Origin of the sequence: Aggregatibacter sp. oral taxon 513, assembly GCF_018128305.1 — a bacterium.
Taxonomy (GTDB): Bacteria; Pseudomonadota; Gammaproteobacteria; order Enterobacterales; family Pasteurellaceae; genus Aggregatibacter; species Aggregatibacter segnis_A.
Window position 1 is genome coordinate 365,037 of the sequence record NZ_CP072381.1, and the last position, 22,760, is coordinate 387,796.

Below are 22,760 nucleotides of genomic sequence, written 5' to 3' on the forward strand. Positions count from 1 at the left end.
CTTAAGGAGATTTTATGGAAAATTATATATCTGAATTGTGTGATGAAAGCGATTCTTATTCTAATGATGATCTATTTAATATTACTTCATGGGGAGCTGATTTATCATTTAGGGAATTAGTTACTATGTATGAAGAGGGGGATTTATTAAAACCTGAATTGCAAAGAAAGTATGTTTGGAACAAGAAAGAAGCTAGTCGATTTATAGATTCAATTTTACTAGGACTTCCTGTTCCAAGTATTTTTCTTGCAAAAAAAGAAGATGAAACTATGTTAATAATAGATGGATATCAGAGAATAATGACTATTTATGATTTTATAAAAGGTAATAAGTTCCAGTCTACTGATAAAACATTTAACCTTGTAAAATCAGATATAATTAATTCAAGGTGGAGAGGAAAGTCATTTTTAGAATTAACTCAAGATGAACAACGAAAAATTCGATCAACAACAATTCATGCTATTATTTTTGAGCAGAAATCCCCACAAGATGATACAGGAATGTACCAAATCTTTGAAAGAATTAATACTAGCGGAGTTGCATTAAAACCTCAGGAAATAAGAAATTGTGTATATCAAGGAAGTTTTAATTCATTATTATTCAAACTAAATAATAATGATTTGTGGAGAAAATCATTTGGCAGGGAATCAGATGATCCTAGAATGTTTGATCTTGAGCTGATTTTAAGATATTTCGCTATAAATGACTTTAGAAAATCGAAAGAGAAAGAACAACAATCAATAAATCTTGTAAAATACCTTAATAATTATATGGGGAATAATAAAAGTATTGATGCTAATACTTGTGATAAGTTAAATAATCAATTTATTAGCATGTTAAAGATATTAGATGATATTTTAGGTGATGCAGCCTTTAAACGATATGATAATAAAAAAGATACATTTATTGGGAGAATAACTCCTCCTGTATTTGATGCTATTTGTACAGCAGCAACATTTGCAAATGAATCTGGTTTTGTTAAGTCTAGATCTATTGATTATGTGACTAGATATAAAGATTTACTACATAATGAAAGTTTTATATCTTCAACATCAGTGAGAACTACTAATGTAGAGAATATAAAGAATAGAATAATTTTAGCTACGAAGATTTTATTTGGATTAGACTATGCATTCTGATTTTATTACTGATATAGAAGAAGTAAGAAATGAGCTGCTGGATATAAAAAAAGAGATTAATAGTGGCAAGCATAAGCTATCCAAAATATCAAAGCACTTAACTTACTATTCTGTGGTTAGAGCCTCTGGGCGAATTGAAGTTTTATTTAAGAAGATTTTATGTGATAGATTAAAATTAGATTGTGGAACTTCACATAATAGAATTAAGGATTTTATTTTAAAAGAAATAATGGATAGTTCAAGCAATCCTAAAACAGGAATTATAGAAAGTTATTTGTATAAATTTGATCCTGGCTGGAAAAATTCTTTTAGTGAAAAATTAAATGGTCATGAGCACAATATAAAATCTGATCTCAATTCATTAGTGCAATTAAGAAATGATGTTGCTCATGGTAATAATTGTACAGCCACAATAGATACAATTCTTTCTTATTATGAGTCAGGAGTATTAGTATTAGATATCTTAGATAATGTTTTATCTGATGGTCTCTCATGATAGCTCTCTCCCCCCATGATGGCCCCCCATGATGGCGCACGTTTCCTAACGTGTGCCTTTTTCTTTTTTACTCAGTGATAAGCACACGCTGTGAAGCGTGCGCTATCGATTTGATGATTCGTTTAGTTTTTTTAAGTGATTAGATTGCACTTTTGTGAGTTAGATCGAGAAAATAAGCAGTCTTTATAGGTTTTAAAATAAAGTTTATATAGTTTCAGGATTTTATTATTTTTAGATGATTACGCGAATGAGTAGAAAATATAAATTCTATAATCCTGAAGGTGTTTATTTTGTTAGTTTTGCTACGGTTTTTTGGATTGATGTCTTTATCAGAGAAGTTTATTTCGAAAAGGTTACAGAGGCATTGGAATATTGTCGAAAGAATAGAGGGATGAAAATTTATGGTTATTGCATTATGCCGAGCCATATTCATTTACTCTTTAAAGCTGAACAGTCTGATCCCGCAGAACTGATTCGAGACTTAAAGCATTTTACTTCGACTTCATTAATTCGATTAATCAAAGATAACCAACAAGAAAGTCGTAAGGAATGGCTACTTTGGATGTTTGAACGAGCAGGGAAACGTAGTTCTAAAGTTACTAAATACCAATTCTGGCAACACCACAACCAACCCATCGAAATTCATTCCGATAAATTTTTTGACGAAAAGCTAGACTATATTCATCAAAATCCGGTGGTGAGCGGGTTTGTGTCTGAGCCGCAGGATTGGAAATATAGCAGTGCGAAAAACTATTGGCAGGCGGTTGATCCTGTTTTAGACATCGATGTACTCCGCTAAAAGTGCGGTCAAAAATTTCTTTGTTTTTAGTTAAACAAAAAGGATAAGCCTTTCGACTTATCCTTTTTTCATTTCGATTCGAGATTATTTCAATCCGGCAGCTGCGCGTAACTCTGCTGCGCGATCGATTTTTTCCCAAGGGAATTGTTCGCGACCGAAGTGGCCGTAAGCGGCGGTTTGGCGGTAAATCGGTTGGATTAAATCTAACATTTTAATTAAGCCGTACGGACGCAAATCAAAGAATTCGCGCACGAGGCTGACCAATAATTCATTGGTGACTTTGCCTGTGCCGAAGGTTTCGATCATGATGGACGTCGGTTCGGCAACGCCGATAGCGTAGGAAAGTTGGATTTCACAACGATCGGCAAGGCCTGCAGCAACGATGTTTTTCGCTACATAACGGGCAGCATAGGCAGCAGAACGGTCAACTTTCGATGGGTCTTTACCGGAGAATGCGCCACCACCGTGACGCGCTGCGCCGCCGTAAGTATCCACGATAATTTTACGACCCGTTAAACCACAGTCACCCATTGGGCCACCAATCACAAAACGTCCGGTTGGGTTAATGAAATATTTGGTGTCTTTGGATAACCATTGCGCCGGCAATACCGGTTTGATGATTTCTTCCATCACGCCTTCATGCAAATCTTTTTGGCTGACGGTTTCAGCATGTTGGGTGGAAAGCACGACGGCATCAATGCCGACGATCTTGTGATCTTCATATTTGAAGGTTAATTGGCTTTTCGCATCCGGACGTAACCAATCTAATTTGCCACTTTTACGCACTTGTGCTTGGCGTTCCATCAAACGGTGGGCATAAGTGATGGCAGCCGGCATGAATACATCGGTTTCATTAGTGGCGTAACCGAACATAATGCCTTGGTCGCCCGCGCCTTGATCTAATGGATTTTCACGATCCACTCCTTGGTTGATATCGGCAGATTGTTTGCCAATCGCATTCAATACGGCACAAGAACGGCCATCAAAGCCCATTTCGGAGCTGGTGTAACCGATGTCGCAAATCACTTCACGAGCTAAGTTTTCAATATCGACCCAAGCAGAAGTGGTGATTTCACCGCCTACTAATGCCATTCCGGTTTTCACATAGGTTTCACAGGCAACGCGGGCTTTTGGGTCTTGTTTAAGAATTTCATCTAATACCGCATCAGAAATTTGATCGGCAATTTTATCCGGATGTCCTTCGGAAACGGATTCGGATGTAAATAAATATTGGCTCATTGTTTCTCCGGCATAATTTTATACAGAATAAATGTAAGGGTATTTGGAAGTATTTCCATCTGGACGGCTATAATACGCTTTTAGGCTAAAAATGCAACTTGTCAGAGGGATTTTGTCCATTTGCTATTAATAATGGCATCGGTAAAAAAGAAAAAACCCTCAACAAACGCTGAGGGTTTTCGATTAACACAACTAAAAAGATTAGCGACGTAAACCTAAACGAGCGATTAAGCTGCTGTAAAGTTCAAGATTAGTACGTTTTAAGTAATCTAAAAGTTTACGACGACGGGAAACCATGCGTAATAAACCGCGACGACCGTGGTGGTCTTTTTTGTGTTCAGCAAAGTGTGCTTGTAAGTGGTTGATTTGTGCGGTTAATAAAGCGATTTGAACTTCGGAAGAACCGGTGTCTTTACCATCGCGACCAAATTCAGCAACGATTTTTGCTTTTTGTTCAGTACTTAGAGACATAATAACTCCTAATATGAAGTGGTTAATGATACATCGTTCGCCGATCTCTAATTCAGCGACGACAAAGGAGTGCAGATTTTAGCCATTGCGCGGCGAAAAAGCAATGAATTTATCTTGTAATAAAGTATTTAATTGCTTGGAAAATGCCGTTGGATTTTCTTGATGCGCATTATGTCCTGCGTGCGGAATCAATGTCAGGTTCAACTGATTGTCTAATGCCATTTGTTTGAATTTATGATCCCGTTCGCCGCAGAAATACTCGATCGGATAAGGACTGTTTTTGACGTAAGGGCGTAAATCCGGTTGTTTAGCAAGGGAGGTCGCCAACAGCATTTGGGCGATATTATCGCCGCAGTTGGCTTGGCGTTTTTCAATCAATCCCTTGCGTTGGTCTTCCGTTAAATGGGCGAAGACAGGTTGTTGATACCAATCATTCAGTACGGAAGTCGCGGTTTCATGGTGAAAACGTTGCGCCCAAAACACATCATTTTCCCACCGCACTTTTTTGTCAGCCTCATTCGTCAATCCAAGATTGCCGCCTTCAATAATCAGCCCTTGTAGGTTGTATTTGTCCAGTTGGCTACAGAGGGCGTAATACAGCGCAATTCTGCCACCGAGGGAATAGCCCACTAAAAAATAAGGGTGATTTTCTACCGCACTTTGGATGTGTTGTGCCACGTAAGCGCAGGTGTCATCAAAATCCCGTACAGGGTGATTTTTTGCGCTGCCGTGGAAAGGTAAATCAAAGGCAACGCAATGAAAGTGCGGTAAATTTTCTGTGAGTTTTTGCCAGTCGGCTTGGGTGCCGAGTAAGCCGTGTAAAAAAATGAGGTAAGGTTTCATCACATGAAAAAAGCAAACTAACGTGAGATAGTTTGCTTTTGATCTTTCCGTTTATTCGCCAACAACCGCATAGCTGATTTGGTCGATGAGGCGTTTGTAAATGGTGCTGCCGTCATTCGGCGCGACTTTAATTTCGATGATAGTGGTTTCGCGACGTGAATAGGCTTGTTTCAGCACGGAGCTTAAATCCGCCCAGGTATAAGGACGGGCATATTTTAAATCGAACATGGACGCTACTTGGGAAAACTCGGTGTGGTGCGGCATGCGATAGAACTTATCTTTCACTTCGGCATCCACGGGCAGCATATCAAAAATTGCTCCGCCGTTGTTATTGATAATAAACAAAATGGTCGGTTGGGTAAGTTTTTTGAACAATGCCAATGAGTTTAAATCATAAAGCGCAGAGGTATCACCCACTAAGGCAACGACTGGCTGATTAGAACCAATACCAATGCCGGCAACAGTGGCAAGTAAACCGTCAATGCCACTTGCACCGCGATTAGTGTGAATCGGGTAACCTTCCGGCAATTTAGTGAGCGCATCGACCAAACGCACAAATAAACTGTTGCCGAGGAAAAGGGTGCCATTGTTCGGCAGTAAACGTTCGATGTGGTGCGCTAACGAAGCTTCATTTAAATTGCCACCCACTTGCTGCTCAATAAAGGTGGCACAGAATTTGGATAACGCCAATGCTTCCAGTAACCACGGTTTTTGTCTTAACGGTGGATGGGCGCGTAACCAATGGTGAATTTTAGCGACAAAACGGGTGTGGGAATGATGGTAAGGATCCACCGCTTGCGGGTTTTCATCCACAATCCAATATTCGTTTTTAAATTCGGCTAAAAACTGGTTAATGCGTTTACTGATAAAACGGTTGCCAAGCTGAATGACAATATCTGCCTGCAACATTTTTTGTTTCACCGTTTGATTCGCAAGCCAAATATCCGCATAAGGTAAACTGGCTTCCACGCCGGATTGAATATCGGTCAGTAACACCCAGCCCATGGTATTTGCCCAAGAAGCAATGCCCATGGCTTGTTCTGCCGGCATTCTTCCTGCCACAATAATCCCGCGTTTGGTGCGCCATTGATCCCAGTGTTCGTGAATTAAGACTTCTTGATGTGGCGCAGGGTAGGTTGTCCAACTTTTATTTTGGCTTAACCAACGCTGAACGGGTGCTAACCAAGGATGAACATCAATTTCTTCCGCATTGGCATCATATAACGGCTCGGCGAAAGGCACATTAATGTGAATCACACCGGCTTCTTCCGCTTGTTTATGACAGGCGTGCTCAATTTTTGAAATCAACCAGCTTGCTGCGTAATCTTGGCTTGGGCGCGGAAGATTCAAATTGGCAAGGGGATAATCGGCAAACATATTTTCTTGCAAAATCGCCTGATTTGCACCGCACTCTAAGAGTTCCGGTGGGCGATCCGCAGTCAGCACAATCAGATTGACATGGCTTTGACGGGCTTCAATGATTGCCGGGTATAAATTGGCGGCAGCCGTGCCGGACGTCACGATAACGGCAACAGGTTTTTTGGTGGATTTTGCGATGCCAAGGGCAAAAAAACCTAAACCGCGTTCATCAAAATGCGTATGGCAAAGGGCACGATTGGCATTTTGTAAACGCACGGCTTCCAATGTCAGTGGGGTCGAACGCGAACCGGGCGCGATACAAAAGTGGGTTACGCCTTGACGCACAAGGGTTTCCAAGATCACTTTTGACCAACAACGATTAAAGACGCTTACTGACATTTTTGCTCTCCGTTTTCAGATTTCGTTATTTTTAATAATGAGATTAATCCCGCGGCTTTTCGCTCGATTTCTTGCCATTCTAGCAAGGGAACTGAGCCCTCAACAATACCGGCGCCGGCAAATACATGAATTTTGTCTGCTTCAATAAAGGCCGAACGAATCGCCACACAAAACTCCGCTTGTTGTTGATTAAAAAAGCCTAATGTGCCCGCGTACCAACTGCGATCGTAATGTTCAATTTGCTGTAACAATGCTTTGGCTTTTTGTTGCGGTAATCCGGCAACCGCGGCCGTTGGATGAATAGCTTGTAAACAGTCTAAATCGGTATAACTTTCGGTTAAAAGTGCGGTGATTTCTCGGCGTAAATGTTGTACTTGACGCAGCTGTTTGATGCCGAGCTTGCCGACTTCAATGTGTTGAGTAAAAGGGGCTAAATTGGCGCAAATCCCATCCGCCACCAATTGGTTTTCATGAATGTTTTTCTTGTCGTTAAGTAACCAATCGGCTTGTTGATGATTGGCTTCATGATCCTCGCTCATGGGCGCAGTGCCTGCGAGAGCCTCTGTTTTTAAATGACGCTCATGACGTGCATACAAACGTTCTGGCGAAGAGCCAAGGAAACTGGCTTTGTCATCTTGCGCGAAAAGAAAGTGGTAGCAGCCTTTATTGTAAATTTCACTTTGCGCTAAAAAATCCTTGGCATTGAGTGGTTGATTGAGGGCAAAGGTGCTTTTATTGGCTAACACTAATTTGGTGACCGCTTTTTCATGAATTTGCGCTAGAGCCTTTTCTACCCAATTTGCCCATTGCGTCGGATTCGCTTGCTGCTCAATCAAATCCGCTCGAGTTTGAAGCGGTAAAAGTGCGGTCGTTTTTTCAAATGTTTTTAAAACCTGTAACGCCTTGTCTTTATTGTGAATAAAATTATCTTGGTCAATAAAAACGGTGACTTGAATCTGATTGTCGCGCTGTTCTAACATTAACTGTGGCAGAAAAAAAGTGGTTTGTCCGTAAAATTGAATGCCACCAAAAAGAGGCAAATTGTGTTGATTCACGAAATCTTGCGCTGCGTCTAATTGTTGAAATGTACGAATGGCGCCAAGCGTGGCAAAACATTGTGTTGTTTGTTGTAATTGAAAATAGAATTGCGGATAGTGCGGTTGTGCTTTTAGCCAACTTAATAAATCAACATCGCATTCGGCTTGTACTGAACAGACCGCAATGTGATGAGGTTGATTTAATTGTAATGCATTAATTTGATTGATTAATTGCGTTTTAAGTGATTGCAAACTATCCATTTTGAAAAAGCATTGTCTTTAACAGGAAAATAAGTTAAAAATGAACCGCAATTCTACCGCACTTTACGGGAATTTTTCACAAAATATTTCATTTCTTAATTACTCAAGGGCAAAACTATGGAACGCTTTCCCAAATCAGATAAATTAGAGCACGTTTGTTACGATATTCGCGGACCCGTGCACAAAGAGGCACTACGCCTTGAAGAAGAAGGGCATAAAATTTTAAAACTGAATATCGGTAACCCCGCGCCTTTTGGTTTTGAAGCGCCTGATGAAATTCTCGTTGATGTCTTACGCAATCTTCCTTCTGCCCAAGGTTATTGTGATTCCAAAGGGCTTTATTCTGCCCGCAAAGCCATTGTGCAATATTATCAATCGAAAGATATTCGTAGCGTCACAGTAAATGATGTTTACATCGGAAACGGTGTGTCAGAGTTGATTACAATGGCGATGCAAGCACTGTTGAATGACGGTGATGAAGTGTTAATTCCTATGCCGGATTACCCATTATGGACTGCCGCAGCAACGTTGGCAGGCGGTAAAGCGGTACATTATTTGTGTGATGAACAGGCGGATTGGTTCCCGGATGTGGAAGACATTAAAAGCAAAGTCACCTCACGCACGAAAGCGATTGTGGTAATCAACCCGAACAACCCGACCGGTGCGGTTTACAGCAAAGAATTGCTGTTAGAAATCGCTGAAGTGGCACGTCAGAATAATTTAATCATTTTTGCCGATGAGATTTACGACAAAATTTTATACGATGGTGCGGTACATCACCATATTGCCGCATTAGCGCCGGATTTATTGACGGTCACATTTAACGGCTTATCCAAAGCTTATCGTGTAGCCGGTTTCCGCCAAGGTTGGATGATTTTAAATGGGCCGAAAAAACACGCTAAAGGTTACATTGAAGGCTTGGATATGTTGGCGTCTATGCGTTTGTGTGCCAATGTGCCAATGCAACATGCGATTCAGACCGCACTTGGTGGCTATCAAAGCATTAACGAATTCATTTTGCCGGGCGGACGCTTGTTAGAACAACGCAATAAAGCCTATGAATTGCTCAACCAAATTCCGGGAATTAGTTGTACGAAGCCGATGGGGGCGTTGTATATGTTCCCAAAAATCGACATCAAAAAATTTAATATGTATGACGATGAAAAAATGGTGTTTGATTTATTGGCTCAGGAAAAAGTGTTATTGGTGCACGGTCGTGGTTTTAACTGGCATTCACCGGATCACTTCCGCATTGTAACATTGCCGTATGTTCATCAAATTGAAGAAGCTTTAGGCAAATTTGCGCGGTTCTTATCCCATTATCATCAATAATGTCTTCCCGAAGAAAAAGCCCCGAATATCTATTCGGGGCTTTTTATTTAGCATAAAGTGCGGTCATTTTTTCGGAAGATTTTTAATTCAGTATTATTCACTAAAATTTTCCGGTAAAAATGCCTGCATATTGGACCACATGACACCACTTTCTTTTCCGTATTGCAAAACACAAGGGACTACTTCATCAATAGCCTCCCGTTGGCAAATATCTTGAAGTTTGACGTAAAAGCGTTTGGCAAGTGCACGAGCTTCCGGATTTTGGAAATAAAATAAGCCGATGCGGGAATATAAACTTTTGAAGCTATTTAAAATTAAGCCATAAACCGGATTGTCTGAGGCAAATGCCAAATTACGGAATACATCGTAGTCAAATTTTGTGTAATCTTCAGCCGTATCTTGCAAGTTATTGAGCGGTTGCAAAATACGGAGTGATTGTTCCTTTGCGCGTTTAAAGGCTTTGGGAATGTAAATCATTGAAATATCAGTACGCGCTGAGCGCATGTTGGCAATAAGTGAAGGCAATCTTGTGCCATCGAGCTGAATCATGGTTTCGAGAATATTAAGACCGGAGGTTTCCCAAATATCATTGACTTTTGTTGGTTTACCATGTTGGATGCTGAGCCAACCATCACGAGCTAAGCGTTGTAATACTTCACGCAACGTTGTTCTGGTTACGCCGATTTTATCGGCAAGTTCACGTTCGGCAGGTAAATCAGAACCTGGGGGAAAATAATTATTCCAAATGCTTTTTACAATATATTCTTCAGCTAAAGCGGCAGGACTTTGTGCCTTCAGAAGAGTCGAGTCATTATGCATAATTGTTCAGTATAAATAGAGGGTAAATTCGTCGTTATTATCGTAGAAACGCCTATACATTACAATTAGATAATTATTTTTTAAATTCATTGACAATATTTGCGATTTTTGACAGAGTTGAACGCGGAATTGCCTCCAATAGCGTAGGTTAAAATATTGTTAATTAAAAGAATTAAGGTCAATTTGTATGGACAATTATCAACAGGCGTTTCTAAAAAACTTTTTGGGCTCGAGCCCGGATTGGTACAAAATAACGATTGTCGCCTTTCTTGTTATTAACCCTATCTTATTTTCAACTTCTCCTTTCTGGGCTGGGTGGTTATTAGTCATTGAATTCATTTTCACCTTGGCGATGGCACTAAAATGCTATCCACTACAACCCGGCGGGTTACTTGCTATTGAAGCGATTTTTATTGGCATGACAACACCAGAGCACATTAAAGCAGAAGTGTTGGCTAACTTTGAAGTGATTTTGCTATTGATGTTTATGGTGGCGGGTATTTACTTCATGAAACAATTATTGTTGTTTGTGTTCACTAAACTGCTTCTTAACATCCATTCTAAATTAGTGCTTTCCTTGGCGTTTTGCTTCAGTGCTGCTTTTTTATCGGCATTTTTGGATGCGTTAACTGTGGTTGCGGTAATCATCAGCGTTGCAATGGGATTTTATGGCGTATACCACAAAGTCGCTTCCGGTGGCACATTCTATGATTCTACCGATATTACGAATGACGAGAAAATCGGCACTCACCATGAAACCCTAGAAGAATTCCGCGCCTTTTTACGTAGCTTAATGATGCATGCCGGGGTTGGTACTGCATTGGGTGGCGTAATGACGATGGTTGGTGAACCGCAGAACTTGATTATCGCGGACCAAGCTGGTTGGAATTTTGTTGAGTTTTTCCTTCGCATGGCGCCGGTGACTGTTCCAGTCTTTGTTTTGGGCTTGCTAACTTGTGTTGCGTTAGAGAAATTTCATTTGTTCGGATACGGTGCAAAATTACCGCAAAAGGTATGGGAAGTATTGGCCGATTTTGATCGCGACAATATGAAAAAAATGAGTAAACAAGAACGTCTGAAACTCATCGTGCAAGCAATAGTTGGTATTTGGTTGATTATCGGTTTAGCATTTCATTTAGCTTCCGTAGGGTTGATCGGGTTAAGTATTATCATTTTATGTACTGCATTTTGTGGTATCACAAGTGAGCATACCTTAGGCAAGGCTTTCCAAGAGTCTTTGCCATTTACCGCACTTTTAGTGGTGTTCTTTACGATTGTTGCAGTGATTATTGACCAAAAACTTTTTGCACCGATCGTGCACTATGTTTTGTCTGCGGAAGAAAGTACTCAACTCACGTTATTCTACGCTTTCAACGGTATCCTTTCTGCTATTTCTGATAATGTATTTGTGGCGACAGTCTATATTAACGAAGCAAAAAATGCGTTGGCAGCGAATATTATTCCTCCGCATCAGTTTGAATTATTAGCTGTGGCGATTAATACGGGGACTAACTTGCCTTCCGTCGCAACACCAAACGGACAAGCGGCTTTCTTATTCCTATTAACATCATCGCTTGCGCCGCTTATTAACCTTTCCTATGGTAGAATGGTTTACATGGCGTTGCCTTACACCATTGTGTTATCGTTGGTAGGTTTCTTGGCTGTGGAATATATTTTACCGCGAATGACAATTTGGTTGGCGAATTTAGGCCTAATCATGCCGATTTAACATTTTTTAGGGAGAAAGAGCGCTATGCTAAAATTTTTCAAAACACTTTCCGTACAACGTAGCGGTTGGTTGTTATTGATAATCTCAGCATTGGTGTTGGAAGGAATTGCACTTTATTTCCAATATGGCATGGAATTGCAACCTTGCGTAATGTGCGTTTATGAACGAGTCGCATTGTTTGGATTAGCCTTTGCAGGACTTTTCGGTTTAATCGCACCTCGTTTTTTAATAGTCCGTTTATTGGCGCTATTAATTGGTTTTGTCAGTGTGGTTAAAGGACTATTGCTTTCTCTCAAACATGTAGACTATCAACTTCATCCGGCGCCTTGGAACCAGTGTTCTTATTTGCCGGAATTTCCACAAACTCTACCGTTGGATAAATGGTTTCCAGTGCTATTTCAACCTACAGGCTCTTGTGAGGATGTGGCTTGGTCATTCCTTGGCTTTTCAATGGCGCAATGGATTGTAGCCATGTTTGCCGTTTATTTACTTGTGTTGTTAGTTGTTTTAATTAGCCAATTTAAACGTCTTGATACGAGAGGGAGAAGACGTTTATTCAAGTAACGTTTTCTATCGAAAGATGTAAAAAATGGTGTTGTATAAAACAACACCATTTTTTTATTTTATATATCTTGCACCACGAATTGTAACGCATGGCGGGCAAACAATTTCGCTTTACGTTGTTTTAAATGCTTTAAACGCAAAGTACGTGCTTGTTGTTGATGAATGAATTTTTTCTTAGTTGGTTTGAGAAATCTTTTCTTGTTCATTGATATTTTCCTCTGTTTGTCGATTTTCATGTTGTTTATTTTCATTCAAATCGGAATGTTTTTTCTCTGCATTTTTGATCTCATTATCAGATTCTTGCGTTAATTTCTCGCTTTGATTTTGCTGAACGCGATAATAATTCACAATACTATTCATGTAACGACGAATATTTTCGATATATTGAAATGCTTCATAGCCTCGTGCATAGCCGTATTTAAGGTTTGAATAGTAACGTTTTTCGGCTAATAAAGGTAAATTCTTTTTGACATCAAGCCAGTTATCCGGGTTGCCCCCTAAATTTTTGGTGAGACGGCGGGCATCCAGCAAATGGCCTAGCCCCATGTTATAAGCGGCAAGGGCAAACCAAATTCTTTCTTCATCATTGATACTGGTAGGCATCTGTTCAAGCAACCAATGTAAATATTCTGAACCGGCTTTGATACTTTGCTCGGGATCGGTTCGATCCTGAATTTTCATATGTTCCGCGGTATCTTTCGTTAGCATCATGATACCTCGAACGCCTGTTGGTGAGGTAGCATCAGGATTCCAATGGGATTCCTGATAGGCGATTGCTGCTAATAAGCGCCAGTCTAAGTCTCCTTTATGCTTAGTAAAGAGCGGCTCGAATTTTGGAAGAATTGTTTCTATCGCATTTAAATAAGATTTTGCGTCAACATAGTCAAAGTCACGAAAATGACTAAAATATTTTTCTTCAATCTTGGCAATTAACCCGGAATCAATAGAACGATTCATAAAATCTAATAACGCTGATTGCAATTCATTGGATGCGTTATTCGCTAAATACCAATGCACGCTCATTTCATCGGTTAAGTCAAAAGCCACAGCAATTTGTGGCTTAATATGTTGTGCAGCTGAAATATCCAAAGAATTAGCAATCGTATAATCAATTTTGCCATCAGCAACTTGTAACAACAGTTCTTCTTGCGTTTGTTTTTTATCGACCGTCCAGGTTAGATGGGGGTTTTTTAGTTTGGCCTCTTTCAGAATATGTTCCAATTCTGCATTATCCGGAATGACGAGCTGGCTATTAATTTGCGCTAGTGAACGTGGCCGATTTTCACCTTTTCGATAAGCAATTTGCCAAGAAGCAGAATAATATGACGGTCCTAGCTGAAAATGTTCGATTTTATTGGGCTGATAAAAAAGATTCGCCGCGGCAATATCAATATCATGCACATTTAAGGCAGTGAAAAGTTCTTCACTGTTGTTTAAAGGTTTGATTTCCAGTTCGACATTCAAATAATCTGCAAACGCTTTACTGAGTTCATATTCTAAACCGGATTGCCCTTCTGCATTGATAAAGTAAGAAATAGGATTGTTAATAGTACCTACAATTAATTTGCCACGACTTTGAATGGCGTGATAAGGGTTTTCTTCTGATGACATGACTTGCCGCCATGGAAATACCATATCTAGTGCCCATAAGAGCAAGCATATACCTGCAATAATGCGTAAAAATAAACCTTTCAAATGATCTCTTTCTCTAAAAAATATTAGCGATTCCGCTCAATAATGACACCAACGTTATTGGCCTGTGCAACGGCTTTAGGTTTGCTCAATTTGAGTCGAAGTCGGCTAATGTTAAATTGACGTTGTAATTGATCTGCCACTTCATTGGCAACCCGTTCAATTAACAAGAATGGCTTGGATTGCACATAATCAATGATAAATTGGCTGATTTCGGCATAATTTAACGTGTATTGAACATCATCAGTTATCGCAGCCTGACGCGTATCCCAAGCCATTTCGACATCAAAGATCAATTTTTGTTTAATTTGTTGTTCCCAATCATAAACGCCAATTTGCGCAAATACGCTCAATCCTTCAATAAAAATGAGATCTTTCATGATGTTCCTATCGTTATCGCTTAAATTTTTGTGGGCTTATACTATCAACTTTGGGTACAATAGACGAACAATTTTTCCATTCCAAGGAAGTCCTATGAGCCTTTTCGCCCTTTTCTATATGTTATTGAGCTATTTACTGGGTTCCATTTCTAGCGCAATTTTATTATGCCGTATTGCCGGCTTACCGGATCCAAGAAAAACAGGGTCGAATAATCCTGGTGCGACAAATGTATTGCGTATTGGTGGGCGTTGGATTGCGCTTGGCGTTTTAATTTGCGACATCTTAAAAGGCATGCTGCCGGTTTGGCTCGGTTACTCTTTAGGTTTAACCCAATTTGAATTAGGCATGGTGGCGTTAGGGGCATGTTTAGGGCATATTTTTCCTATTTTCTTCAAGTTTAAAGGAGGAAAGGGAGTAGCAACGGCTTTCGGAGCCATTGCACCAATTGGTTGGGGGGTGTTATTTTCAACTTTGGGAACTTGGGTTTTCGTTTTCCTCATTAGCGGTTATTCCTCCCTTAGCGCAGTAATTAGCGCATTGTTGGTGCCACTCTATGTTTGGTGGTTTAAACCGGAGTTTACCTTCCCTGTTGCTTTAGTTTGTTGTCTTCTCATTTACCGTCACCATGAGAACATTCAACGTTTATGGCGCGGAGAAGAAGATAAAATGTGGAATAAGTTTAAAAAGTAGCAGTGAAAAGCAAGAATAAAAAAGTGCGGTCATTTTTGACCGCACTTTTTCTTTTTATAAGCCTTAATTAGTGGTGAACACCGGCTAATGCTTTTTCAAAACGTTCGTTAGCAAAATCCCAGTTCAAGACATTCCAGAATTCTTTGATGTAGTCTGGACGACGGTTTTGGAATTTCAAATAGTAAGCGTGCTCCCAAACGTCTAAACCGAAGATTGGTGTGCCTGAACAGCCGGCAAATTCTTTACCCATAATTGGGTTATCTTGGTTTGCTGTAGAAACCACAGCAAGTTTGCCGTTTTCTAATACTAACCATGCCCAACCGGAACCGAAACGAGTCGCCGCCGCTTTTTCAAATTCCGCTTTGAAATTTTCAACTGAACCAAAGTCACGTTCGATAGCGTCTTTTAATGCGCCTTGTAACGTGGTGCCTTTTTTCAAACTTTTCCAGAATAAGCTGTGGTTTAAGTGACCGCCTGCATTGTTGCGTAACGCCGGGCGTTTTTCAGGTGCAACTTCATGTAAGTGCGCCAATAATTTACCTGGGCAACCGCTGGCAAGCTCTTGTAATTCTGGGGAGTTTTCTAACACAGCGTTCGCGTTGTTAACATAGGCTTGGTGGTGTTTAGTATGGTGGATTTCCATGGTTTGCGCATCGAAATGAGGTTCTAATGCGTCATAGGCATAACCTAATTCAGGTAAAGTGTAAGCCATAATTTTTTCCTTTTGTTAGAGTAGATTCATGTTTAAAAAACGACCCGAATCATAGCACAAAAATTGATTAAGATCATTAAATGCTAGGGTTGGCGCATAAAAAAGAAGATGACAACTGGTCATCTTCTTTCTTTTTTGTTAGGCAATTATTGCGCTTTTACTGCGGCAATCGCCACCATATTAATAATACGGCGAACTGAAGCGACAGACGTTAAAATATGCGCTGATTTTTTCAAGCCCATTAAGATTGGCCCAACGGTTGTCGGTGTTGCCGTGCCTTGTAATAGATTTAAGCTGATACGCGCAGCTTCCATATTTGGCATCACCAATACGTTTGCCGCGCCTTTGAGTGGGCTGTCCGGCATCACGTTATCACGGAGCTGTTGTGATAAGGCAACGTCACAGTGCATTTCGCCGTCAATGGAGAGTTCCGGCGCTCTTTCTCTCACTAAACGTAAAACGTTACGCATTTTGACCGCACTTGGGGTGTTATTGCTACCGTAATTGGAATGTGAAATTAAGGCAATTTGCGGTTCGATACCAAACAGGCTTACTTCTTTCGCTGTCATGAGCGTAATTTCCGCTAATTCTTCCGCTGTCGGATCGTTGTTCACGAAGGTATCGGCAAGGAATAAGTTGCCTCCCGGTAACACCAAACCGTTAACGGTAGCGGCAGTATGGACGCCGTCTTGCAAACCAATGACGTTTTTGAGGGTTTTTAAATGATCAGCATAATGTCCAACTAAGCCACACAACATAGCGTCAGCATGGCCTAAATGTAACAACACGGCACCGATGGCGGTTGGGTTGTTAAACATTTCACGTTTGGCAATGCTTGGTGTGACGCCTGAGCGTTTGAGCATATCATAGTAAGTTTTACAGCATTCTTGATAACGTGCGTCATTTTCAATGTTAATTAACTCGAAATCACGTCCCGCCTGAATATGTAAACCGAGTTTTTTAATGCGTTGTTCAATCACGCTTGGGCGACCGAGTAAAATCGGATAAGCGATGCCTAAAGTCGAGATTTCTTGTACGGCGTGTAAAATTCGGGTTTCTTCACCGTCGGTTAATAACACACGTTTCTTGTCTTGTTTCGCTTGCGCAAACACCGGTTTCATAAACAAGTTAGTTTTATAAACGAACTGGGTAAGTTGTTCGATGTAAGCATCAAAATCTTCGATCGGACGGGTTGCTACGCCGGAATCCATTGCGGCTTTCGCCACGGCTGGCGCGATACGCACGATTAAACGTGGATCAAATGGTTTCGGAATAATATATTCCGGCCCGAAACACAATTCGCTGTCACCGTAAGCGGAGGTAACCACATCGCTTTGCTCTGCCAAGGCTAAGTCGGCAATGGCGCGCACTGCGGCAAGTTTCATTTCTTCGTTAATGGTGGTGGCGCTGACATCCAATGCACCACGGAAAATGAATGGGAAACAAAGTACGTTGTTAACTTGGTTCGGATAGTCGGAGCGACCGGTACACACAATGGCATCCGGACGGGCTTCTTTTGCCAATGGCGGTAAGATTTCCGGTTCAGGGTTGGCGAGTGCCAAAATCAACGGATGTGCCGCCATGGTTTTAACCATGTCTTGTGTTAACGTGCCGGCAGCAGAACAACCTAAGAAAATATCCGCGTTCGGAATGACTTCCGCTAACGTACGCTTGCCGTTATCATCGATCGCATAAAGTTTTTTGGTTTCATCCATGCGATCATCACGATTTTTATAGATCACGCCTTTGGAGTCGCATACGATGATATTTTCCCGCTTCATGCCGAGAGAAACTAATAAGTTCAAGCACGCAATCGATGCCGCACCGGCACCGGAAGCAACGAGTTTCACGTTTTCAATTTTTTTATCAACAATGCGTAAGCCGTTTAGCACCGCGGCGGCAGAAATAATCGCGGTGCCGTGTTGGTCATCGTGGAAGACGGGGATTTTCATTCTTTCACGTAATTTACGTTCAATATAAAAACACTCCGGTGCTTTAATATCTTCTAAGTTAATGCCGCCGAATGTTGGTTCAAGAGACGCAATAATGTCAATGAGTTTGTCTGGGTCGTGTTCATTTACTTCAATATCGAATACGTTGACGCCGGCGAATTTTTTAAACAATACGCCTTTCCCTTCCATCACAGGTTTACCTGCTAAAGCCCCGATATTGCCTAAACCAAGCACTGCCGTACCGTTCGAAATTACCGCCACCAAGTTGCCACGCGAGGTATATTTATAGGAATCTGCCGGGTCTACCTGTATGGCTAAACAAGGCGCCGCAACACCGGGTGAATAAGCCAAGGCTAAGTCGCGTTGGGTGGCAAGCGATTTGGTTGGTGTCACTTCAATTTTTCCCGGAATTGGAAATTCGTGGAAATCTAATGCTGCTTTTTTTAGTTGTTCATCCATAAAAATATCCTCTTTTGAATAAATTCAGTTAGAAAAAAGTACCCCGCATTATAATTAAAATAGAAAAGAATTCTGTGACATTTCACACATTATTAACAATTTTTCGGAAGTATGAAATGTTGGTCTATGGTGTTTTAATAAAGTGCGGTTATTTCTTGTGGTGTTTTTCCGTGGGCGAAGGGCGAAAATTAGCGCTATAATGCGCGAGGATTTTTATAAGGAATTTCTATGCGCTTAGATAAATTTTTAGCGGAAACAACCGGTTTAACCCGTTCACAGGCGGCAAAAGTGTTGCGTCAAAGTGCGGTCACGATTAACGGTAAAATTGAAAAGAGCGGGGCGGCGAAAGTGAGTCCTGATGATGAGATTTATTATGATGGTGAGCGTTTAACGTGGGTAGAAAACGGGCAATACATTATGTTGCACAAACCACAAGGTTACATTTGCTCCCATGAAGATGGCGATCATCCGACGATTTATCAATTTTTTGATTATCCTTTATCTACCCGTTTGCACAGTGCCGGGCGGTTGGATGTGGATACCACAGGTTTGGTGCTGTTGACAGATGACGGTCAGTGGTCTCATCGTATTACGTCACCAAAGCACCATTACCCAAAAACCTATCTAGTGACCTTGGCAGATCCCGTTGAAGCGAATTATGCACAGGCTTGTGCCGAGGGCATTTTATTACGTGGAGAAAAGGAGCCAACCAAACCGGCTGAGTTAGAAATTTTAGATGATTACAACGTGAATTTGACGATCAGCGAAGGCCGTTATCATCAAGTAAAACGGATGTTTGCCGCCTTGGGAAATAAGGTTGTCGGGTTACATCGCTGGAAAATCGGCAATTTGACTCTAGATGATGATTTAGGCGAAGGGGAATTTCGTCATCTCACCGAGGAAGAAATTGCTTATTTTATGGGGGAAGCATAGTTTGAGTTCAAGCAAAGTCGTTAAAACAAATTTTATTTTCGTTATTACTTTAGGCATTTTGTCTATGTTGCCGCCGCTGGGCGTAGATATGTATTTGCCGGCATTTTTAACTATTGCGCAAGATTTTGGTGTGACCAATGATCAAGTGCAACATACGTTAACGTCTTTTGCTTATGGTTTAGCGCTTGGGCAATTATTCTGGGGGCCGTTCGGTGATAGCTTCGGGCGTAAGCCGATTATTTTGTTAGGCGTGATGGTTGCCTCCGTTGCCGCATTGATTCTGACCCAGATACATTCTATTGGAAATTTCACCGCACTTCGTTTTGAGCAAGGCTTCTTTGGTGCTGCACCGGTCGTGTTGGTGGGTGCCTTATTACGGGATTTATTTGATAAAAATGAATTATCCAAAATGATGTCAACCATCAGCTTGGTATTTATGGTCGCGCCGTTATTAGCACCGATTATTGGTGGTTATATTGTGTACTTTTTCCACTGGCATGCCATTTTTTATGTTATTGCCTTTATGGGGTTCTTGAGCATTTTATTGGTTTTCTTCGTGATTCCCGAAACACATCATCACGATAAGCGTATTCCTTTACGCTTGAATGTTATTGCTCGAAACTTCATGGCATTATGGAAACAAAAACAAGTATTGGGCTACATGTTTACCACCTCTTTTGCTTTCGGTGGTTTGTTTGCTTTCGTGACAGCAGGCTCCATTGTCTATATCGGCATTTATGGCATTAAACCGGAAAACGTTGGTTATTTTTTCATGTTGAATATTGCCATTATGGCATCGAGTTCTTTTCTGAACAGGCGTTTAGTTGGTAAATTCGGGGCGGAAACCATGTTGCGTTATGGGCTTGGTGTTCAATTTCTCGCCGGTATTTGGTTAATGGGCGTTATCCTATTTGATTTAGGGTTTTGGCCAATGGCATTAGGTATTGCCGTATTTGTTGGGCAAAATCCGTTGATCTCTTCCAATTCCATGGCGTCTATTTTAGAAAAATTCCCTAATGCGGCAGGTTCGGCAAATTCGATGGTGGGCAGCGTTCGTTTTGGTATTGGTGCTTGTATTGGCTCGTTAATTGCGTTAATGCCGACCGACAGTGCATTGCCCATGTTATTGACGATGGGGGGCTGTTCGCTTGTGTCTGTTCTTTTCTATGTTTTTTTAACGGCAAAAAACCTTAAATAATCACCTGGCCACATTCGGTCGAATGTGGCTTAAATTCATTGATGACACCTATTCTCATTCTTGATAAAGACGTAAACTTGTTCTAAGTCAAAAAGTAGTTAAACTACCACTAAATAGTTATGTGGTTTAACCCTGCCATTTCATTCCCTTGTGATAGAATGCCCCGCAAAAATAAGTCTGTGAAACAATCTGTTATGGTAAATCAATTAATTCTCGAAAATCTCGCTTGCCAACGTGGTGATAAAGTCCTTTTTCAACACTTGAATTTACAAATTCAGGCAGGCGATTTCGTGCAAATTGAAGGGCATAACGGCATCGGTAAAACCAGTTTGCTGCGCATTATCGCCGGTCTTGCTTCACCACTGGAAGGCAAAGTGCGGTGGAATTCTGAAGAGATTATTAAACAGCGTGAAGCTTTCCATTATGATTTGTTGTATTTAGGACACCAGAGTGGCATTAAGCCTGAATTGACAGCTTGGGAAAATTTACGCTTTTATCAACAAATCGGGCATTGCCGTCAGGGGGATGATTTGTTGTGGGAGGTATTACAAACGGTCGGTTTGCTCGGTCGAGAAGATATTCCTGCAGCACAACTTTCTGCCGGACAGCAAAAACGTATTGCATTGGCACGTTTGTGGTTATCAAAAGCGCCGTTATGGATTTTAGATGAGCCATTTAACGCTATCGATAAAAAAGGTGTGGTAGTTTTGACCGCACTTTTTGAGCAACACGCACAAAATGGCGGTATTGTGATATTAACCAGCCATCAAGAAGTGCCGAGTGCTCGGTTGAAAAAAATCAATTTAGAACAGTTTAAATGTACAGAGTGACGGCATGATCTTTTGGAATATTATTAAACGCGAATTACAAATTGCCATGCGCAAACAGGCGGAGATTCTTAATCCGTTGTGGTTTTTTCTTATTGTAATTACTTTGTTTCCATTGGTTATTGGGCCTGATCCGAAACTGCTTTCTCGTATTGCGCCCGGTGTGGCTTGGGTGGCGGCGTTGTTGTCCGCGTTGTTGTCTTTTGAACGTTTATTTCGTGATGATTTTATTGACGGTTCTTTAGAACAGGTCATGTTGACGTCTCAGCCATTGGTATTAACGGCGTTGGCGAAAGTGCTGGCGCATTGGTTGTTAACAGGCTTGCCGTTAATTTTATTGTCGCCTATTGCAGCATTATTGCTGTCATTGGAAATATCAATTTGGTGGGCGCTAGTTCTGACACTATTATTAGGCACACCGGTATTGAGCTGTCTCGGTGCTATTGGTGTGGCGCTTACGGTGGGATTACGCAAAGGCGGCGTGCTGTTGAGTTTACTGGTTGTGCCGTTGTTTATTCCTGTGCTTATTTTTTCTGCGTCGGTGTTAGATGCCGCCGGATTAAATTTACCTTACGGCGGACAATTAGCCATTCTTGGTGCGATTTTAGCCGCTGTAGTAACATTATCTCCTTTTGCCATAGCAACGGCATTACGGATTAGTTTAGATCAATAGAGGATAGTTTATGTGGAAGTGGTTGCATCCTTATGCAAAATCGGAAACGCAATATCAATTATGTGGTAAGTTCAGCCCTTATCTTGCAATCCTGACCGCGCTGTTATTGAGTGTTGGTATCGTGTGGGGCATCGCATTTGCACCGGCAGATTATCAACAGGGCAATAGCTTCCGCATTATGTATGTACATGTGCCGACAGCGATTTGGTCGATGGGGGTTTATGGCTCCATGGCAGTTGCAGCATTAGTGGCACTTGTGTGGCAAATTAAGCAGGCACAATTGGCAATGATTGCCATGGCGCCTATTGGTGCATTATTTACTTTCTTGGCGTTGGTGACAGGTGCCATCTGGGGAAAACCAATGTGGGGTGCTTGGTGGGTATGGGATGCCCGTTTAACCGCTGAATTAATTCTGTTTTTCTTATATTTAGGCGTGTTGGCATTGTATTCCGCCTTTCAAGATCGCAATGTGGGTGCAAAAGCCGCTTGTGTTTTATGTCTTGTTGGCGTGGTGAATTTACCGATCATTCACTTTTCGGTGGAATGGTGGAATACCTTACATCAAGGTGCGAGTATCACGAAATTTGAACGACCATCTATCGCGACACCAATGTTGCTGCCGCTGATTTTATGTATCTTTGGTTTCATGACGTTATCTGTTTGGTTGACGTTGGTGCGTTATCGCAATGAATTATTGAAAGAAGATGCTAAACGCCCATGGGTAAAAGCATTGGCTGAAAAATTTTAGTTTGAACC

23 protein-coding genes are annotated in these 22,760 nt (G+C 41.1%); 12 read left to right on the forward strand and 11 right to left on the reverse strand.

Annotated elements, in window-relative coordinates; genetic code table 11:
• The first annotated feature begins 14 nt into the window (after positions 1-14).
• The 3 genes from J5A60_RS01940 (at position 15) to J5A60_RS01950 (ending at position 2,434) form a co-directional block, all read left to right on the forward strand.
• Positions 15-1,139 (forward strand): DUF262 domain-containing protein, encoded by a 1,125-nt coding sequence (locus J5A60_RS01940; RefSeq protein WP_212510396.1) that lies wholly within the window; start codon positions 15-17, stop codon positions 1,137-1,139.
• A complete protein-coding gene (locus J5A60_RS01945; protein WP_212510397.1) occupies positions 1,129-1,635 on the forward strand; it encodes a HEPN domain-containing protein in 507 nt (168 codons plus the stop codon). The genes J5A60_RS01940 and J5A60_RS01945 overlap by 11 nt, the downstream gene beginning before the upstream one ends.
• A 391-nt stretch (positions 1,636-2,026) precedes the next feature.
• Complete coding sequence (locus J5A60_RS01950) at positions 2,027-2,434, forward strand: transposase (protein WP_249113882.1); 408 nt, start codon at positions 2,027-2,029, stop codon at positions 2,432-2,434.
• Positions 2,435-2,518: 84 nt separating this feature from the next.
• Here the strand turns inward: J5A60_RS01950 and metK are convergent, their stop codons facing one another.
• The 5 genes from metK to J5A60_RS01975 form a co-directional block, all read right to left on the reverse strand.
• Positions 2,519-3,673 (reverse strand): methionine adenosyltransferase, encoded by a 1,155-nt coding sequence (metK, locus tag J5A60_RS01955; RefSeq protein WP_212510399.1) that lies wholly within the window; start codon positions 3,671-3,673, stop codon positions 2,519-2,521.
• Positions 3,674-3,874: 201 nt separating this feature from the next.
• Positions 3,875-4,144: a 30S ribosomal protein S15 gene (gene rpsO, locus J5A60_RS01960; protein ID WP_021615823.1), complete on the reverse strand. Its 270-nt coding sequence runs from the start codon at positions 4,142-4,144 to the stop codon at positions 3,875-3,877.
• A gap of 78 nt (positions 4,145-4,222) precedes the next feature.
• The gene (gene menH / locus J5A60_RS01965; protein WP_212510400.1) at positions 4,223-4,987 is read right to left on the reverse strand and encodes a 2-succinyl-6-hydroxy-2,4-cyclohexadiene-1-carboxylate synthase; all 765 of its coding nucleotides are present in this window, start codon (positions 4,985-4,987) and stop codon (positions 4,223-4,225) included.
• A 51-nt stretch (positions 4,988-5,038) separates the two neighbouring features.
• Positions 5,039-6,745, reverse strand: coding sequence for a 2-succinyl-5-enolpyruvyl-6-hydroxy-3-cyclohexene-1-carboxylic-acid synthase (menD, locus tag J5A60_RS01970; RefSeq protein WP_212510401.1), 1,707 nt, complete (start codon positions 6,743-6,745; stop codon positions 5,039-5,041).
• Positions 6,736-8,043: an isochorismate synthase MenF gene (locus J5A60_RS01975; protein WP_212510402.1), complete on the reverse strand. Its 1,308-nt coding sequence runs from the start codon at positions 8,041-8,043 to the stop codon at positions 6,736-6,738. Before J5A60_RS01975 ends, menD begins: the two co-directional genes overlap by 10 nt.
• A gap of 117 nt (positions 8,044-8,160) precedes the next feature.
• Here J5A60_RS01975 and J5A60_RS01980 point away from each other — a divergent pair, with 117 nt between their 5' ends.
• Positions 8,161-9,375 (forward strand): pyridoxal phosphate-dependent aminotransferase, encoded by a 1,215-nt coding sequence (locus tag J5A60_RS01980; protein WP_048750623.1) that lies wholly within the window; start codon positions 8,161-8,163, stop codon positions 9,373-9,375.
• A 93-nt stretch (positions 9,376-9,468) separates the two neighbouring features.
• Here J5A60_RS01980 and fadR read toward each other — a convergent pair whose 3' ends face one another.
• On the reverse strand, positions 9,469-10,194 hold the full coding sequence (fadR, locus tag J5A60_RS01985) for a fatty acid metabolism transcriptional regulator FadR (RefSeq protein ID WP_048750624.1): 726 nt from the start codon (positions 10,192-10,194) through the stop codon (positions 9,469-9,471).
• Between the two features lie 187 nt (positions 10,195-10,381).
• Here fadR and nhaB point away from each other — a divergent pair, with 187 nt between their 5' ends.
• Together nhaB and dsbB are read left to right on the forward strand one after the other, a co-directional pair.
• Positions 10,382-11,923 carry a Na(+)/H(+) antiporter NhaB gene (gene nhaB, locus J5A60_RS01990; RefSeq protein ID WP_212510403.1) on the forward strand — a complete coding sequence of 514 codons (1,542 nt, stop codon included), beginning with the start codon at positions 10,382-10,384 and terminating at the stop codon, positions 11,921-11,923.
• A 24-nt stretch (positions 11,924-11,947) separates the two neighbouring features.
• Entirely contained in the window at positions 11,948-12,487 is a 540-nt protein-coding gene (gene dsbB / locus J5A60_RS01995) for a disulfide bond formation protein DsbB (RefSeq protein WP_109859219.1), read from the forward strand.
• Between the two features lie 59 nt (positions 12,488-12,546).
• On the opposite strand, the gene J5A60_RS02000 is transcribed toward dsbB, so the two are convergent.
• From J5A60_RS02000 to folB, 3 genes are read right to left on the reverse strand one after another with little or no spacing between them, the layout of a single operon-like run.
• Positions 12,547-12,693, reverse strand: coding sequence for a hypothetical protein (locus J5A60_RS02000; protein WP_162837158.1), 147 nt, complete (start codon positions 12,691-12,693; stop codon positions 12,547-12,549).
• Complete coding sequence (mltF, locus tag J5A60_RS02005; RefSeq protein ID WP_212510404.1) at positions 12,662-14,182, reverse strand: membrane-bound lytic murein transglycosylase MltF; 1,521 nt, start codon at positions 14,180-14,182, stop codon at positions 12,662-12,664. Before mltF ends, J5A60_RS02000 begins: the two co-directional genes overlap by 32 nt.
• 23 nt (positions 14,183-14,205) lie before the next feature.
• Entirely contained in the window at positions 14,206-14,559 is a 354-nt protein-coding gene (folB, locus tag J5A60_RS02010) for a dihydroneopterin aldolase (protein ID WP_048750628.1), read from the reverse strand.
• Positions 14,560-14,653: 94 nt separating this feature from the next.
• On the opposite strand from folB, the gene plsY reads away from it, so the two are divergent.
• Positions 14,654-15,250: a glycerol-3-phosphate 1-O-acyltransferase PlsY gene (gene plsY / locus J5A60_RS02015; protein WP_032997768.1), complete on the forward strand. Its 597-nt coding sequence runs from the start codon at positions 14,654-14,656 to the stop codon at positions 15,248-15,250.
• Between the two features lie 67 nt (positions 15,251-15,317).
• Here plsY and sodA read toward each other — a convergent pair whose 3' ends face one another.
• Entirely contained in the window at positions 15,318-15,962 is a 645-nt protein-coding gene (gene sodA, locus J5A60_RS02020; protein WP_006717123.1) for a superoxide dismutase [Mn], read from the reverse strand.
• Positions 15,963-16,108: 146 nt separating this feature from the next.
• Positions 16,109-18,373 (reverse strand): NADP-dependent malic enzyme, encoded by a 2,265-nt coding sequence (locus tag J5A60_RS02025; RefSeq protein WP_212510405.1) that lies wholly within the window; start codon positions 18,371-18,373, stop codon positions 16,109-16,111.
• A 228-nt stretch (positions 18,374-18,601) separates the two neighbouring features.
• Between J5A60_RS02025 and rsuA the strand changes: the two genes are divergently transcribed.
• From rsuA to J5A60_RS02050, 5 genes are all read left to right on the forward strand, one after another.
• Positions 18,602-19,306: a 16S rRNA pseudouridine(516) synthase RsuA gene (gene rsuA, locus J5A60_RS02030; RefSeq protein WP_212510406.1), complete on the forward strand. Its 705-nt coding sequence runs from the start codon at positions 18,602-18,604 to the stop codon at positions 19,304-19,306.
• A 1-nt stretch (position 19,307) separates the two neighbouring features.
• Positions 19,308-20,504, forward strand: coding sequence for a Bcr/CflA family multidrug efflux MFS transporter (locus J5A60_RS02035; protein WP_212510407.1), 1,197 nt, complete (start codon positions 19,308-19,310; stop codon positions 20,502-20,504).
• A 194-nt stretch (positions 20,505-20,698) separates the two neighbouring features.
• Positions 20,699-21,334, forward strand: coding sequence for a cytochrome c biogenesis heme-transporting ATPase CcmA (ccmA, locus tag J5A60_RS02040; protein ID WP_109859214.1), 636 nt, complete (start codon positions 20,699-20,701; stop codon positions 21,332-21,334).
• 4 nt (positions 21,335-21,338) lie between these two features.
• Positions 21,339-22,004 (forward strand): heme exporter protein CcmB, encoded by a 666-nt coding sequence (gene ccmB / locus J5A60_RS02045; RefSeq protein WP_006717132.1) that lies wholly within the window; start codon positions 21,339-21,341, stop codon positions 22,002-22,004.
• Positions 22,005-22,014: 10 nt separating this feature from the next.
• Positions 22,015-22,752, forward strand: a complete 738-nt coding sequence (locus J5A60_RS02050) for a heme ABC transporter permease (protein ID WP_212510408.1) — start codon at positions 22,015-22,017, stop codon at positions 22,750-22,752.
• The last annotated feature ends 8 nt before the right edge of the window (positions 22,753-22,760 follow it).

Bases quoted from the DNA above. Each gene is read 5' to 3' on its own strand.
- J5A60_RS01940 (WP_212510396.1), top strand. From the start codon at position 15: ATGGAAAATTATATATCTGAATTGTGTGATGAAAGCGATTCTTATTCT.
- J5A60_RS01945 (WP_212510397.1), top strand. From the start codon at position 1,129: ATGCATTCTGATTTTATTACTGATATAGAAGAAGTAAGAAATGAGCTG.
- J5A60_RS01950 (WP_249113882.1), top strand. From the start codon at position 2,027: ATGAAAATTTATGGTTATTGCATTATGCCGAGCCATATTCATTTACTC.
- metK (WP_212510399.1), bottom strand. From the start codon at position 3,673: ATGAGCCAATATTTATTTACATCCGAATCCGTTTCCGAAGGACATCCG.
- rpsO (WP_021615823.1), bottom strand. From the start codon at position 4,144: ATGTCTCTAAGTACTGAACAAAAAGCAAAAATCGTTGCTGAATTTGGT.
- menH (WP_212510400.1), bottom strand. From the start codon at position 4,987: ATGAAACCTTACCTCATTTTTTTACACGGCTTACTCGGCACCCAAGCC.
- menD (WP_212510401.1), bottom strand. From the start codon at position 6,745: ATGTCAGTAAGCGTCTTTAATCGTTGTTGGTCAAAAGTGATCTTGGAA.
- J5A60_RS01975 (WP_212510402.1), bottom strand. From the start codon at position 8,043: ATGGATAGTTTGCAATCACTTAAAACGCAATTAATCAATCAAATTAAT.
- J5A60_RS01980 (WP_048750623.1), top strand. From the start codon at position 8,161: ATGGAACGCTTTCCCAAATCAGATAAATTAGAGCACGTTTGTTACGAT.
- fadR (WP_048750624.1), bottom strand. From the start codon at position 10,194: ATGCATAATGACTCGACTCTTCTGAAGGCACAAAGTCCTGCCGCTTTA.
- nhaB (WP_212510403.1), top strand. From the start codon at position 10,382: ATGGACAATTATCAACAGGCGTTTCTAAAAAACTTTTTGGGCTCGAGC.
- dsbB (WP_109859219.1), top strand. From the start codon at position 11,948: ATGCTAAAATTTTTCAAAACACTTTCCGTACAACGTAGCGGTTGGTTG.
- J5A60_RS02000 (WP_162837158.1), bottom strand. From the start codon at position 12,693: ATGAACAAGAAAAGATTTCTCAAACCAACTAAGAAAAAATTCATTCAT.
- folB (WP_048750628.1), bottom strand. From the start codon at position 14,559: ATGAAAGATCTCATTTTTATTGAAGGATTGAGCGTATTTGCGCAAATT.
- plsY (WP_032997768.1), top strand. From the start codon at position 14,654: ATGAGCCTTTTCGCCCTTTTCTATATGTTATTGAGCTATTTACTGGGT.
- sodA (WP_006717123.1), bottom strand. From the start codon at position 15,962: ATGGCTTACACTTTACCTGAATTAGGTTATGCCTATGACGCATTAGAA.
- J5A60_RS02025 (WP_212510405.1), bottom strand. From the start codon at position 18,373: ATGGATGAACAACTAAAAAAAGCAGCATTAGATTTCCACGAATTTCCA.
- rsuA (WP_212510406.1), top strand. From the start codon at position 18,602: ATGCGCTTAGATAAATTTTTAGCGGAAACAACCGGTTTAACCCGTTCA.
- ccmA (WP_109859214.1), top strand. From the start codon at position 20,699: ATGGTAAATCAATTAATTCTCGAAAATCTCGCTTGCCAACGTGGTGAT.
- ccmB (WP_006717132.1), top strand. From the start codon at position 21,339: ATGATCTTTTGGAATATTATTAAACGCGAATTACAAATTGCCATGCGC.
- J5A60_RS02050 (WP_212510408.1), top strand. From the start codon at position 22,015: ATGTGGAAGTGGTTGCATCCTTATGCAAAATCGGAAACGCAATATCAA.